The 14,367-nt window shown below is 41.8% G+C and carries 12 protein-coding genes; 7 read left to right on the top strand and 5 right to left on the bottom strand.

Features of this window, described 5'->3' with window-relative positions:
• Nucleotides 1-168 precede the first annotated feature (168 nt).
• The 4 genes from menH to F6K64_RS06140 form a co-directional block, all read right to left on the bottom strand.
• Nucleotides 169-954, bottom strand: a complete 786-nt coding sequence (gene menH, locus F6K64_RS06155; protein ID WP_008187019.1) for a 2-succinyl-6-hydroxy-2,4-cyclohexadiene-1-carboxylate synthase — start codon at nt 952-954, stop codon at nt 169-171.
• A 190-nt stretch (nt 955-1,144) separates the two neighbouring features.
• Nucleotides 1,145-2,593 carry an isochorismate synthase gene (locus tag F6K64_RS06150; RefSeq protein WP_008187020.1) on the bottom strand — a complete coding sequence of 483 codons (1,449 nt, stop codon included), beginning with the start codon at nt 2,591-2,593 and terminating at the stop codon, nt 1,145-1,147.
• Between the two features lie 424 nt (nt 2,594-3,017).
• Nucleotides 3,018-3,209, bottom strand: coding sequence for a hypothetical protein (locus tag F6K64_RS06145; protein ID WP_154659860.1), 192 nt, complete (start codon nt 3,207-3,209; stop codon nt 3,018-3,020).
• 58 nt (nt 3,210-3,267) lie between these two features.
• A complete protein-coding gene (locus tag F6K64_RS06140) occupies nt 3,268-4,464 on the bottom strand; it encodes a methyltransferase family protein (RefSeq protein ID WP_008187026.1) in 1,197 nt (398 codons plus the stop codon).
• 333 nt (nt 4,465-4,797) lie between these two features.
• Here F6K64_RS06140 and menA point away from each other — a divergent pair, with 333 nt between their 5' ends.
• The 7 genes from menA (at nt 4,798) to F6K64_RS06105 (ending at nt 12,896) form a co-directional block, all read left to right on the top strand.
• Nucleotides 4,798-5,709, top strand: coding sequence for a 2-carboxy-1,4-naphthoquinone phytyltransferase (gene menA / locus F6K64_RS06135; RefSeq protein ID WP_044494059.1), 912 nt, complete (start codon nt 4,798-4,800; stop codon nt 5,707-5,709).
• A 17-nt stretch (nt 5,710-5,726) separates the two neighbouring features.
• The gene (ubiE, locus tag F6K64_RS06130) at nt 5,727-6,425 is read left to right on the top strand and encodes a bifunctional demethylmenaquinone methyltransferase/2-methoxy-6-polyprenyl-1,4-benzoquinol methylase UbiE (RefSeq protein ID WP_008187030.1); all 699 of its coding nucleotides are present in this window, start codon (nt 5,727-5,729) and stop codon (nt 6,423-6,425) included.
• 487 nt (nt 6,426-6,912) lie between these two features.
• A complete protein-coding gene (locus F6K64_RS06125) occupies nt 6,913-7,845 on the top strand; it encodes an o-succinylbenzoate synthase (RefSeq protein WP_287265093.1) in 933 nt (310 codons plus the stop codon).
• Nucleotides 7,846-7,943: 98 nt separating this feature from the next.
• On the top strand, nt 7,944-9,437 hold the full coding sequence (locus tag F6K64_RS06120) for a 2-succinylbenzoate--CoA ligase (RefSeq protein ID WP_008187034.1): 1,494 nt from the start codon (nt 7,944-7,946) through the stop codon (nt 9,435-9,437).
• Between the two features lie 187 nt (nt 9,438-9,624).
• Nucleotides 9,625-10,647, top strand: coding sequence for a tRNA dihydrouridine(20/20a) synthase DusA (gene dusA, locus F6K64_RS06115; protein WP_008187036.1), 1,023 nt, complete (start codon nt 9,625-9,627; stop codon nt 10,645-10,647).
• Nucleotides 10,648-10,883: 236 nt separating this feature from the next.
• Nucleotides 10,884-11,840 carry an Rpn family recombination-promoting nuclease/putative transposase gene (locus F6K64_RS06110; RefSeq protein ID WP_008187038.1) on the top strand — a complete coding sequence of 319 codons (957 nt, stop codon included), beginning with the start codon at nt 10,884-10,886 and terminating at the stop codon, nt 11,838-11,840.
• Between the two features lie 147 nt (nt 11,841-11,987).
• Entirely contained in the window at nt 11,988-12,896 is a 909-nt protein-coding gene (locus F6K64_RS06105) for an Rpn family recombination-promoting nuclease/putative transposase (protein ID WP_008187040.1), read from the top strand.
• Nucleotides 12,897-13,005: 109 nt separating this feature from the next.
• Here F6K64_RS06105 and F6K64_RS06100 read toward each other — a convergent pair whose 3' ends face one another.
• On the bottom strand, nt 13,006-14,037 hold the full coding sequence (locus F6K64_RS06100) for a hypothetical protein (protein WP_008187042.1): 1,032 nt from the start codon (nt 14,035-14,037) through the stop codon (nt 13,006-13,008).
• Nucleotides 14,038-14,367: the final 330 nt, after the last annotated feature.

Here is a 14,367-nt window from a genome sequence, read left to right as displayed (position 1 = left end):
AATGTCTTTTGGTTTTTGGCGATGGATCCAAACACAAACGAACGTATTGGCAGCTTAAATCAAGGATTTAGGCTTTGTTTGGGGCTAATTTCTTTTAAGTCCCGCTAATGCTTAATCCCTAATTCCTACTCCCAGATCCGCTGTTACCTTTGCTATAATTCCTAATCCCTAAAAAAATTGTCTAACATTTTTAACAAATTCATTGACGTTCTCAAAATGGATGTTATGTCCACAATCAGCAATGACGTTTAAATTAGCTTCTGTACAAAGTGTTACTATTTCTGAGTTAATCGATTTAAATTTATGATCATACTCTCCAACTAGCAAAAGCAAAGGAACTTGATTATGTTGGAGTGATTCCCACAGAGATGGTTGGCATCCTGTACTGATATGACGCAGAGATTTAGCTAATTCCAGAGGATTATTTTGTTGTCGAATCTTGATCATCTGTTCAAATTTAGGATGCTGCTTGAGGGAGCTGAACAGAGGCTGATTGTACCAATTTGATAAGAAGGTCAATAAATCCCCAGTTTCCAATTTTTCGGCAATTTGCAAATCTCGCTGACGGCGCTTTAATTGTTCTGCTTGAGTCTTTAGCCCTGGAGATGCTGATTCGAGTACTACTTTACTAAAACATTCGGGGAAATGAAGGGTCATGTAGAGAGCCAATCGACCTCCCATAGAATAGCCAACTAAAAAGCATGGTTCAAAGTTTAACTGCTCTAGTAATTCCTTTAAGGCGTGAGCAGTGTTTGGCATAGTGTAGCACTCATCCCCACCTAAAACTTTGGTCTTACCATGACCAGGTAAATCAACAGCTAGACAACAAAATTCCTCACAGAGTAATGATATTGCTTCATCAAATTCCTGGCTGCTACCCATGAATCCATGGCAAAAAAGAATCCGTGGTTGCTCTCGATTTCCTCTTAACTCATAGTGAAACTTATATAGCATTTATCAAATATAAGCGCGTTAATTGCAGTTATGAGGTACGCTTTTTAACCTCAAAGTCCCCCTTTTTAAGGGGGATTTAGGGGGATCGCTTTGTACCTCATAGCTATAAGAATTGCTATAATTGTTACAATTCATGATATCGAAATTATTTTAACTGATTATCCAACAGCAACGACCAATGAACACAGGGTTAAACTAAGGCTTTAAGAAGCACCATTAGCTTCAGGTTAATTTCCGCCAGTTCTTTATTGGGATCAGAACCAGCAACAATTCCAGCACCAGCGTAGAGTCGAGCATGATTACCTGCTATCAAAGCAGACCGAATCCCAACGATAAATTCACTATTGCCTTGATAATCTATCCATCCGAGGGGAGCAGCATACAGAGAACGGTCAAAGGTTTCGTAGTGTCGGATTTGCTCACAAGCAATTTTGGTAGGAACACCAGCCACTGCTGGAGTAGGATGCAGTTTCGCTATAATCTCTAGGGGATTGACATGAGCTGGTAATGCTGCTTTAATCGGAGTCCATAAATGCTGGATATTCGACAGTTTCAGCAGTTGGGGAGATGGCGAAAAATCCAGTTCCAAACCCAGTTGACAAAGACGTTGGATAATAAATTCACTCACTGCGTTATGTTCACGTCTCTCTTTTTCACTACTAAGTAATTGGTTCGCCAAATCCGCATCTTCAGCTGGGGTTTGACCTCGTGGAGCAGACCCTGCTAAAGCATCCGTCACTAACTGATGGTCGTAAATACTAATCAGACGTTCAGGACTAGCGCCAATAAAGTTTTTGCCTTTGCCGTTACTGATCGAAAAAATATAGCAATCTGGATAGTTATGGCGCAAATTGTCCAGAGAATCTACCAGATTAAACGGTATTGGTGAGACGACATCGACGGCTTGGGAAAGGACAATTTTGCTAAATTGATTGGCTTGGATAGATTTTAAGGCTGATGAAACCGATAATTTGAAGTCTTTGGCTTTTTTTGAATCTTGCTTGAGAAATTCATGATGGTTAGCCTTACCAGTAAAACAGTAGAGCAGACGACCAGAAGAGGTGATTAGATTGAACTGCCGACCTACGCTTTCGACCAGCCAATCCAGATTAACTTGAGAGTTGATTTCAAGATTAGCCACTACTACACATCGGCTTTGACAAAGTGAAATTTGCCAGCGAGGTAGAAAAATAGTGGCAGATGGGAAAGGGTTGTTACTATTAAACTTGTCAGCAAAAAACGTAAAACTACAGAAGAAATGAGGTCCAGCCAATCGCTGCTCTATTTCACCACTAATTATGGTGTTAGCTAAACATGAGTCGATAAATTGTTGTGCTTTATAGAACCGTTGTTCACCAGCTAACTTAAGGGATACAGCCGCATCAATAGCAACAATTGATTCTTGATTACTTATATTTTCAAAATAGAAGTGTAGGGGCTCGGGGGTGGCGGCAAAAGGGGCGGCTCTATCCCGAATTGCCTGAAAAACCGCCAGTGGGTCGAGGGGTGAAATTTCTTGAGAAATACTGGCAATTTTGGCAATACCTTGTTTTTGAGATTTTTTCTGGCAGGCTAAGAGAAACTGATGTAACTCTTTAGGCTCATGAAAGAGGTTAGCAGGGCAGGGAATGACTAACATATATAGGCTTTCTTGAATTACAGGAGTGTTTACCTCAATGAACAACAACACAAACGCGATTGGCCGTAGGCCACGCTGCGCTAACGCTCTTTACTACATAGTTCTTAACTTGTTTTTACATAACTTTTTAACTTACAGAATTTATAGTTACTAATGATCAATTATCAGCATGTTTGGCAATTAAGAAAAGCAGGGTAAGGGCAAAAATCAATAAATAGGGGGTATTCTCCAAACTATTGATAATTAATTTCAATAATTATGATAATCAAGGCTTACTATGGTCATAATCCTTGCTCTATTCTTGATGCAAAGCGCGAGTGGGGGGAACCACGGCAGTCGCTCATGGGGGAAACCCCCAAGACCGCGCTGCCTCCCCAAGACCGCGCTGCATCGCTATCACATTTTGGTTTGATTTTTCTTGCGCTTACCCTAGAATTATATAATTGCTCACCATCATTTCTTGATGCAGTCGCTCATGGGGGGAACCACGGCAGTCGCTCATGGGGGAAACCCCCAAGACCGCGCTGCCTCCCCAAGACCGCGCTGCATCGCTTTTTAATTTTAATGATGAGCAATAGTTTTGGTAGTAAAAATTTTGGTTTTGATGACCAATCATTTATTTGGTCACTAATCAAGACGGAAATCAAGGGGATATTAGTATAAACAATCCCTGATTAATTTTTCCAACCTACTACAAATAAAAAGCTGCCCTTTTGAGTAGACACCACTTCAGTTTTAATGAAGCCTACTTCTCTTAAGAGGTTAACAATTTTATCGGTGGAGTAAAGCGGGGGAGCTTTGACTCCGCCAATCAATAAATCCATTATTTCTAATTCTGGCAAAAATGATGGTGAAGGAACCAAACTGTCAGTGGTAGGTTCCAGGATAATCACCATACCCTTTGGTCTTAAAACCTGAAAAGATTTTTTGATAAACTGGCTACCATAATCGCTGTAGGACAATTTTCTAAATAAGAATACAATATCATACTCTTCATTAGCACCCCACTGGTCAGACAAAGCGTTTCCCTCGGGAGATATAATAATCTCTTCCGGAGATTTAGGTAAAGGATACTTGCTTAAAAGTCGCTCTAAAAAATTAATTTGATTTTCCAAGCCTGCCAGCACAAAGTCTACATCGGGTTTGCGTTCCAGTAGCTTGCCTATAAAGGTAATACCCACTTCGCCAGTAATAATTCTCTTAACCTGATCAATAGGAATTTTAGTGAACAATTCTCGGGACGGTTCTTTCAGATATTCGTTAGCAAATGCATAGTACTCATAAAGGGTTTCATCATTACCATTAAACAAATCCATCTGCTGATTTGAGCTGCCAGTTTGGATAGTTAAATTTAATGATAACCAGGATGACCATGTCTGAGAGACTAGATTGTAATAATCACCCAAATAACTTGGACTTTCTTTAACCAAATAATTCTTAGTTATTTTGGTGTTAACATAGCCAACACCTTGATCATGATTAGTTTGGCTACTTTGGCTACTGTTGAGATAACCGAGACTCTCCAAAACCCTAAGCAATCGCTCGGTTGATATCAAATTAAGATTCAAGTCCCTGGCTACTAAATTAGCAGAAACTCCGGGATGCTTGTGCAGATAATCAAAAACACCAAGTTTCACGGCTGACATAATAATTGCAGTACGTTGGAAACTGGTAGCATCTGCCAGCATCTCTGCTCTTTCTAAGAGTCTGATTCGATTACCAATAACTTTCGTTAAGCTATTGATAGCTTCTGGGAAATACTTTTTGATCGCCAAGACTAAACCTACCAATTTAGATGGCAGTCCAAATCTTTGCTGTTTCGACTTTATCTCTAGAGTATCCCGTGCTAGCACTTTGACATTACTGGTCATACTTTTGAGTCATACTTTTTAGGATTGCTTACAAGACTTACAGGGTGCGTTAATAACGCACCCTACTACTTATATAGTTTAGGGTTCAATTTTTCGTAAGTCTTATATTAATAGTTGTTATTTTACAACTTTAGTTAATATTTTTTAAATAAAATTTACAAAATATTAACCTATAATCAATTCACGACCTTGATTGGGATTAATGGTATTCTGCTAGTCAGCCCCTTAACACCGTTGAAGACCGTTGACCCAAAGCTTGAACAGTCCCAGCAGTATTGGTTTATGGTTTGACGGTCACTCTAGCACGACTGGCATTCATATTCCGTGACTATTTTGACAACAAACACAATTAATGCTCCTAGCTCCAAACAGAAACTGTGGCTAGCAGCCATCAAGCCCCCCATGTATAGCGTGGCAATTATCTATGTTTGGGTAGCAGCTGCTGTGGCATGGTTTGAGACCAATCACCTCAATTGGACGATATTTTTGACCTTTGTCAGTGCTTCGATTCTGATTCTGGCTTGGGAGAATCTGAGTAACGATGTGTTTGACTCTGAGACTGGGATTGATAAAAACAAAGCTCACTCGATAGTGAACCTGACGGGAAACAAATCGTTAATTTTTTGGCTAGGGAACCTGTGTTTAGGACTGGCTATCCTTGGCATGCTACTGATCTGCTGGTGGCAGCAAGACTTAACATTGATGGCGTTAGTACTCCTATGCTGCAGCCTTGGCTATATGTACCAAGGACCTCCCTTCCGCCTGGGCTACCAAGGTCTAGGAGAGATTCTGGCCTTTTTGAGCTTTGGTCCGTTAGGCATGTCAGCTGCCTACTACAGTCAAACCCAGAGTTGGTCTGTGACTAACCTGGCGGCATCGATAATTGTGGGTCTTGGGACTATGTTAATTCTATTTTGCTCCCATTTTCACCAAGTAAAGGATGATATAGCAGCTGGGAAGCGATCGCCTATTGTTTGCCTTGGCACCAAACGAGGTGCTCAACTGTTGCCCTGGATTTGTGGTAGCCTATTCGCTGCTACTGGTGGGTTTGTGCTCATGGGGCTATTCCCCATATGGACATTACTCACTTTGGTGGGATTGCCCTTTGCTATCAAGCTTTGCCGCCATGTTAACGCTCATTACAACCAACCGGAAAAGGTGAGTAATTGTAAGTTTATTGCCGTAGCGCTACATTTTTGGAGTGGACTCTTGTTGGGTGTCGGTTTCGTAATTAACCTTAATTAACCTTCATTGAATGAATCATGTCAGAGCAATCCCAGGAGATTCAGGGAATTTTTGATAACATCTCTTCTAACTATGACCAGCTTAATGACTGGATCAGTTGGGGTCAGCATCGCATTTGGAAGCTGATGACGGTTAAATGGGCTGAGCCTAAGCCAGGAGATACCTGTGTTGACCTTTGTTGTGGCAGTGGAGACCTGACTCGACTATTAGCGGAGAAAGTAGGCACTCAAGGAAAGGTGTATGGAGTAGATTTTGCGCCCCAGATGTTAGCGATCGCAAAACAAAAATCCTCTGAACCACACATTGAGTGGGTAGAGGCGGATGTTTTAGATTTACCATTTGCTGACAATACCTTTGACGGAGCAACTATGGGATATGGATTACGTAATGTCGTAGATATCCCCAAAAGCCTAAAGGAGATTTACCGTATTGTTAAACCAGGCGCTAAAGCAGCAATTCTTGACTTTCACTTACCCTCTCAGCCACTGTTTCGGCAGTTTGAACAGTGGTATATGGAAACGATTGTTGTTCCCCTAGCCCGTCAGCAAGGACTTGAGGAAGAGTATGCCTATATCTGGCCGAGTATACAGCGATTTCCCCGTGGTCCGGAGCAAGAATCTTTAGCAGAGCAAGTAGGCTTTCGTGCAACTCACTACCCGATTGTTGGCGGAACATTAGGAGTATTGGTATTGACTAAACCTAGAAGTGTTGAATAGGAAATAGGGAATCGGGAATCGGGAATCGGGAATCGGGAATCGGGAATCGGGATGTAAGCATTCAGCCGTCAGCGGTCAGCCGTCAGCGGTCAGCCGTCAGTGGTTAGCTCTCAACCGTTAGCGGTCAGCTTATTTTATTCAAAAGCACCATCTGCGTGGTACAGGCTTTGGCCTTGGCCGTTGGCCACGCTACGCGAATGGCCACGCTGTGCGAACGACGCTGTGAATAACCCTGCAGGCTTCGATGCTGTGATATAGCGCTACGCGCAAGTCAGAAGTCAGAAGTAAGCTATGACTAAGTTTCGGAGTTTAGGAATTGTCTTACATCTGAATGCGTAGTGCTATAACCCATAAGCTGATCACTGAAAGCTGAAAGCTGAAAGCTGAAAGCTGATAGCTGATAGCTGATAGCTGATAGCTGATAGCTGATAGCTTACATAGGGATGCAGCGCAATAGCAATTAAAAATAGCAATTAGCAATTCATCAATGACGAACTATCAGTTCAAGTTTCACCCATACCAGCGTCCCTTTAAGCATCCGTTGTCTACTAGTCATGGCAAATGGACAGTCAGAGAAGGTATCATTCTTAGCCTTAGTGATGAAATAGGGAACATTGGCTGGGGTGAAATTGCTCCTATCCCTTGGTTTGGTTCGGAAACTCTGGAACAAGCCTTTAATTTTTGCGAGCAATTACCTCAGGAGATTACTACAGAGGAGATTTTCGCTATTCCTGGTGAACTCCCTTGCTGTCAATTTGGGTTTGAATCGGCTTGGGAGCTAGTAATTGGCAAAGGACTTTCTACAAAGGACTTTGAACAAAGTAAACAACACTACAGTTACTTGTTGCCGAGTAATCAAGCAGCCAAACAGTCCTGGAAAGCCCCCTGGAATCAGGGATACCGAACCTTTAAATGGAAAATTGGTATTGCTCCGATTGAGGATGAAATCAAGATAGTTAAGGAGTTGCTTGAAGCAATACCAGCTTCTGGCCAATTGCGTTTGGATGCCAATGGGGGATTGACTCAACCAGAAGCTGAGCAGTGGCTGATAGTATGTGAAACTATGGGAGCCGTTGAGTTTATCGAACAGCCCCTACCTCCAGAGCAGTTCGATGTGATGTTGGAGATGAGCCACAACTATTCCACTGCGATCGCATTGGATGAATCTGTGGCAACCCTTGACCAACTTGAACAGTGTTACCAGCGGGGATGGCGAGGAATTTTTGTGATTAAAGCTGCGATCGCAGGTTCTCGGAAACGACTACGGCAGTTTTGCCAAACCTATCCGATTGATACCGTGTTTTCATCCGCCTTGGAAACTACAATTGGTCAACAAGCGGTTCTCCAGTTAGCAGCAGAACTCTCTGACTTCAAGCGCGCTGTAGGTTTTGGTGTCAACCATTGGTTTAATCAAGGTTGAAAGCGATGGACGTTCGCGTAGCGTGACCTTTTGGCCAAGGTTAGATGGTTAAAGGTTGGAATGTTTAAGGTTATTGGGTGTTAAGGTGATTTGGTTAGATGGTTGAAGCGTTAAAGAGTAAATGTGGGGAAGATTCATACGTACAACAGCCCCTAAGCTATGTCCAACACCGTTCTGGTGAACAATGGCTGATTGGCTATGATAGCCAGCAAGTTCAGCAAATTATTGAGCAATACTATCAGCAATTCTCCCAACTTTACCAGGAAAAAGCACCGAAAATCCTTTTAGTAGAGCAAAATCCTCTTAAATTTATCGCCGCTTTCCTAGCTGCTGTTGCTAGTAATTGTCATATATTCTTAGGCAATCCCCACTGGGTAAAACCAGAATGGCAACAAGTCCTTAACCAAATCCATCCCGATATAATTATCGGAGAATTAGCCAGGATTATTGAGCCATCAATACTCAATAATCAATACTCAAGGCTCAATAATCAATATTCAATCATCAATATTAACCCCTCAGCACTCATTATGATTCCCACAGGGGGGTCATCTGGCAAAATCCGCTTTGCCATTCACACTTGGGAAACCTTGATGGCATCAGTAGCAGGGTTTCATCAGTATTTTGGGAACAAGCCAGTGAATTCCTTTTGTGTGTTGCCTCTGTATCATGTCAGTGGTTTGATGCAGTTTATGCGATCGCTAACCACCGGTGGACGTATGGTGATTTTGCCCTTTAAAGCCCTCAAAGCTGGCAAAGGACGAGATATTGATCCCAAAGAATTTTTTATCTCTCTGGTACCGACTCAACTAGCCAAGCTGATCAACCAAGATGCGGTTGACTGGTTATCCCGCTTTCGGACAGTGTTGTTAGGGGGTGCTCCGGCTTGGGAATCCCTATTAACACAAGCAAGACAAGATCGTATTCCTTTAGCTCTCACCTATGGCATGACCGAAACCGCTTCTGGTGTAGTGACCCTTAAACCTGAAGATTTCCTCAGTGGTAACAGTGCTAACAGTGCTAACAATAGTTGTGGTCAGGTGTTACCCCATGCCAAGGTGACAATTCGCAATGGTACTGGGGAAATCGTGGAGGCGCTCTCTACCGGTGTGATTACTATTGAGGCAAAGTCCTTATTCCATGGCTACTATAGCGCTAGTAAAAATATCGCCCTAGAGTCTGAGCTAAGTAAATTTCCCAACAGAGTCCAAACGCTACAATCCGACGATTTAGGATATTTCGATCAACAGGGTTACTTATATACTGTTGGGCGTCGCAGTAACAAAATTATTACCGGTGGTGAAAATGTGTTTCCCGCTGAGGTAGAACAGGTAATTCGTGGCACAGGGCTCGTCAGTGATGTTTGTGTGATTGGCTTACCCGATGACTATTGGGGTCAAGTAGTAACCGCTGTTTTTGTACCTAGTTCCGATCAGGTTTCTGTTGCGATGGTGCAACAGAACGTAGAGGGGAATTTGAGTAAATTCAAGTGTCCTAAGGATTGGGTGGCGGTAGAATCTTTACCGCGCAATGGTCAAGGGAAATTGAATTATGAACAGGTGAAAGTTATTGCGCGAGACTGTTTAAGTTAATCTAAATTGTTAAGCTGGGGATAAATGCGATTGGCCTACGGCCACGCTGCGCGAACGCTTCTTGATAGTATAGCACTACCCATTCAGATGTTTGACATTCATAAACTCCAAAACTTAGTCATAGCTTACTTCTGACTTCTGACTTCTAACTTCTGACTTGCGTGTAGCGCTATAACTGCCTCGACCCATGACTCCCCTGAGTAGAGCTATTTCACCCGAATCACTTCCAACGGAATCCAAAATTATTAGTAGCGGTTATCCCTTAAGTATTGCGCCAATGATGGATCGCACTGACCGCCACTATCGCTATTTCATGCGCCAGATTACAGGACGGACCTTACTCTACACCGAAATGGTCACCAGTGCAGCAATTCTTCATGGCGATCGCGAACGCTTGCTAGGGTTTTCCCCACAGGAGAAACCCCTAGTCTTACAAGTTGGTGGTGACACTCCCAGTGACTTAGCTGAATGTGCCCGAATTGCTGAAGCTATGGACTATGACCAGATTAATCTCAACGTTGGTTGTCCCAGTAGTCGGGTGCAAAATGGCAATTTTGGAGCTTGTTTGATGGCGCAGCCTGACCAGGTCGCACGCTGTGTAGAGGATATGGTTAAAGTAGTGAACATACCCGTTACTGTCAAGCACCGTATCGGTATTGATGACCTTGACCGCTATGAAGACATGGCTAACTTTGTGCGCATTGTCTCAGAGGCCGGTTGTCAGCATTTTACTGTACATGCTCGCAAGGCTTGGCTACAGGGTTTGAGTCCAAAAGAGAATCGCAACGTCCCACCCTTACGTTACAGTGACGTCCATCGTCTCAAGCAGGAGTTACCTGACTTATTCGTGGAAATTAATGGTGGATTCACTAGTCTTGAACAAGTGCGAGAACAACGGAAGTATGTCGATGGGGTAATGATTGGGCGTGCAGCTTACGACAATCCCTATCTGTTTGCCAAAGCTGATTGTGATATCTATAGCGATACAGTTATACCCCCAACTCGCCATCAGGTGGTCGAAGCCATGTTTTCCTATATTGATCACTGGGTAGGCAAAGGTATTAAGCTGAATAAAATTACCAGACATATGCTGCAATTATTTGCAGGGCAACCAGGTAGTAGAGCCTGGAAACGTCATCTAACTGAAAATTCATGCCTAGTTGGTGTTGGTTCTGATGTCGTTCGCGAAGCTTTAGCTAAAATTCCTTAGGGTAAGCATACAGCGGTCAGCGGTCAGCGATCAGCGGTCAGCTTTGTAGTAAGCATATGCTGACGGTTTTTTATTGCTATATACCCCGTTATATATTATTAAGTATATTTGTACTATTATAAGATATAATAATCATAAACATAATAGTGGTAGTGGCGAATTTAGCGAAAAAATACTGCTCTAATCCAGATTTTATGCTTCAAAAACCGCTCCCCATCATCCATCAATAATTAACCATGAGATTTATCAGCCCCAAAACCGATTTTGCTTTTAAGAAAATCTTTGGTTCTTCTGAGAGTAAAGAAGTTCTGATCAGCTTTCTAGATGCTTTAATCTATCAAGGAGAATCTAGGATAAATAACTTAGAGATTATTGACCCATACAATGCTGGCTATACTACGGAGTTAAAGGATACCTACCTGGATGTCAAGGCGATTCTAAATGACGGCTCGACAGTAATTATTGAAATGCAAGTGTTAAATGTTCCAGCTTTTGATAAACGAGTAATCTATAATCTCGCCAAAACCTATAGCACTCAATTAAAATATGGAGAAGGATATTCTAAACTGAAGCCGGTGATTGCTTTAACAATTACAGACTTCACCATGTTTGAGCAAACCGACCGATACCTAACTCGATTTGTATTTAAAGAAGACCAAGATAACTTTATCTACCGAAACCAACACCTAAGCATGGTGTTTGTGGAATTGCCGAAATTTTCCCGGTCTTTAGAAGAGTTAGAAACGGCATCGGAGAAATGGATATATTTTATGAAAGAAGCCCCAAATTTAGAAGCAATTCCCGATACCTTATCAGAAATCCCGGAAATTGCTCAGGCGCTAACCATAGCTAATCAGGCGAATATGAGTAGAAAAGACTTGGAGGAATTACACAAACGAGAAGTGTTTATGGAAGACCGTAAAGGTGAAATTCGTCAAGCTCTGGAAGAAGGGAAACAAGAAGGTCGGGAACAAGGCCGAGAAGAAGGTAAACAAGAAGGCCGGGAAGAAGCGAGATTATTAATGCAGGGATTGATATCCCGTCAACTAGAAGGCAAACTTGGTGCAATACCTTCAGAAATTCTAGATAAAATTCAACAATTATCTCTAGACCAATTAGAAGGTTTAGGAGTTGCTATGGCAGATTTTACCACCAGCGTAGATTTGTCGAATTGGTTGCGGGATAACCAATGATATAGCTATTAAGTAGGGTGGGCAAAATTATAGAATCTAGAATTATCAAAAGAACTAAACGGTTTTTGCCCACCCTACAAGCCTATTAAGTAGTAGTGTTGTACCAGTGAAATTCATTAATCAACAATCACCAATCAATAATTAACCATGAGATTTATCAGCCCCAAAACCGACTTTGCTTTTAAGAAAATCTTTGGTTCCTCTGAAAGTAAAGAAGTCCTGATTAGCTTTCTAAATGCTCTGATATATCAAGGAGAATCTCGGATAAATAACTTAGAGATTATTGACCCATATAATGCTGGCCATACTACGGAGTTAAAGGATACATACCTGGATGTCAAGGCGATTCTAAATGACGGCTCGACGGTAATTATTGAAATGCAAGTGTTAAATGTTCCAGCTTTTGATAAACGAGTAATCTATAATCTCGCCAAAACCTATAGCACTCAATTAAAATATGGAGAAGGATATTCTAAACTTAAGCCGGTGATTGCTTTAACAATTACAGACTTCACCATGTTTGAGCAAACCGACCGATACCTAACTCGATTTCTATTTCAAGAAGAGCAAGAGAAGTTTATCTACCGAAACCAACACCTAAGCATGGTGTTTGTGGAACTGCCGAAATTTTCCCGGTCTTTAGAAGAGTTAGAAACGGCATCGGAGAAATGGATATATTTTATGAAGGAAGCCCCAAATTTAGAAGCAATTCCCGATACCTTATCAGAAATCCCGGAAATTGCTCAGGCGCTAACCATAGCTAATCAAGCCAATATGAGTAGAAAAGACTTGGAAGAATTACACAAACGAGAAGTGTTTATGGAAGACCGCAAAGGTGAAATTCGTCAAGCTCTCGAACAAGGTCGGGAAGAAGGGAGATTATTAATGCAGGGATTGATATCCCGTCAACTAGAAGGCAAAATTGGTGCAATTCCCTCAGAAATTCTAGAGGAAATTCAACAATTATCTCTAGACCAATTAGAAGGTTTAGGAGTTGCTATGGCAGATTTTACCACCAGCGTCGATTTGTCGAATTGGTTGCGGGATAACCAATGATATAGCCATTAAGTAGGGTGGGCAAAATTATAGCTTCTAGAATTCTCAAAAGAACTAAACGGTTTTTGCCCACCCTACTATTCTATTCCTGTTCCCTATTCCCTGTTCCCTATTCCCTTTTTGATACCAGATTGATAATTCCATTTAAAATAAACGCAGCGATCGCACCAACTCCAACATGAAATAGCACAAACACGACACTGTAAGTCAAGCAAGGTGTAACACCAGTCTTGGGGCAATCTAAGGATTGTTTCGGGTAGATAATAGACTCTAGCGGTTTACCAGCGGTTTGGGAAGAAATACCACTGACCGCTAAACCAGTACCCACCAGGGCAATCCAACGTTCTAATCTTTTCTCCCTTTCTGCCTGGTCAATGTCTACTCGGGCTCGGATCGCACTTAGGGCTTGTTCCAGTAGTGCAGCACCATTCCCAAAATAGCCCAAATCTGATTGGATTTGTTCTTGAAAGAGGCGGCAATCATTGAAAAATGTTTGTAGAAAGCTCAGGTCATCTTGGGGGAGTTTGCCAGATATATCCCTCAGTTCTCGCTTATAGTTTTCAGCGTTAATAGTAATTGTTAGTCGATAATGGTCTAAATCTCGGAGTAAGCGAGAGTAGTCTAATGCCTTTTGGGAAACTGATTTGATATCTTCCTTGAATTTATTTAACTCTGCTTGACTCAAGCTTTGACTAGCTGGCCAGTGTTTAAAGGTTTCGTCAAAATACTGCTCAATGGTTTGATACTCCTTTTTAATTACCTGATAAATCTGACGATTAAGCTCATAAGCACGGATGACTTTATTTCGATAACAAAATAAGTTAATAAAATTGGAATAGTAATCGATAAACTTATCACTGGCTTCTGGTTCCCAAAAAATCCAAACCAGGATATGACAGTATTTTTCTGGTTGATTAGGAACTCCGTATTCAAAAATCGGACTGCCGAATAATTCCCCTTCTTGATTGAAGTTAGGACAGGGAATTTGAGCAGGAATGAAGGCTCGCAAACACTCGTCAGCCAGTTGTCTTAATTCCTGGCGATTTTGCAGTAACTTCCAGGGAATAAAGCGTTTTTGTTCTGTATACCAAACTGTTAAGACCAGAGTTTGACCAATGGAACTGCCGATTTGGTCAGGCATCAAGCAGCCTGCTGGGTTCAATTGTTCTAGAAAGCTGGAGGGGACTGGTTGGGTGCGTTGGGTCTGATTTTGCTCTAGTTCAGGACGGCGGAGGTTTAGGGCTAAGGCATAGGTATCTTGAATTCTGAGGGGAGTTGCAACTCCGCTAACATCCAGAGAAGTATTATCTAGGGTAACATTAAGCTGTTCGGCATTTAAATTGGTATAATAAAAATTAATAAATAACCCAATAATAGGAAATATGCCAGCAAAAAATTATCTGACAGCAAAAAACAATACTTCAAAAAGCCTTAAAAATAGAAGAAAATGGAAATATTAGAGAACGTATTT

The organism is Moorena sp. SIO3A2 (assembly GCF_010672265.1).
Classification (GTDB): domain Bacteria; phylum Cyanobacteriota; class Cyanobacteriia; order Cyanobacteriales; family Coleofasciculaceae; genus Moorena; species Moorena producens.
This window is presented reverse-complemented; position numbering and strand designations above follow the sequence as displayed.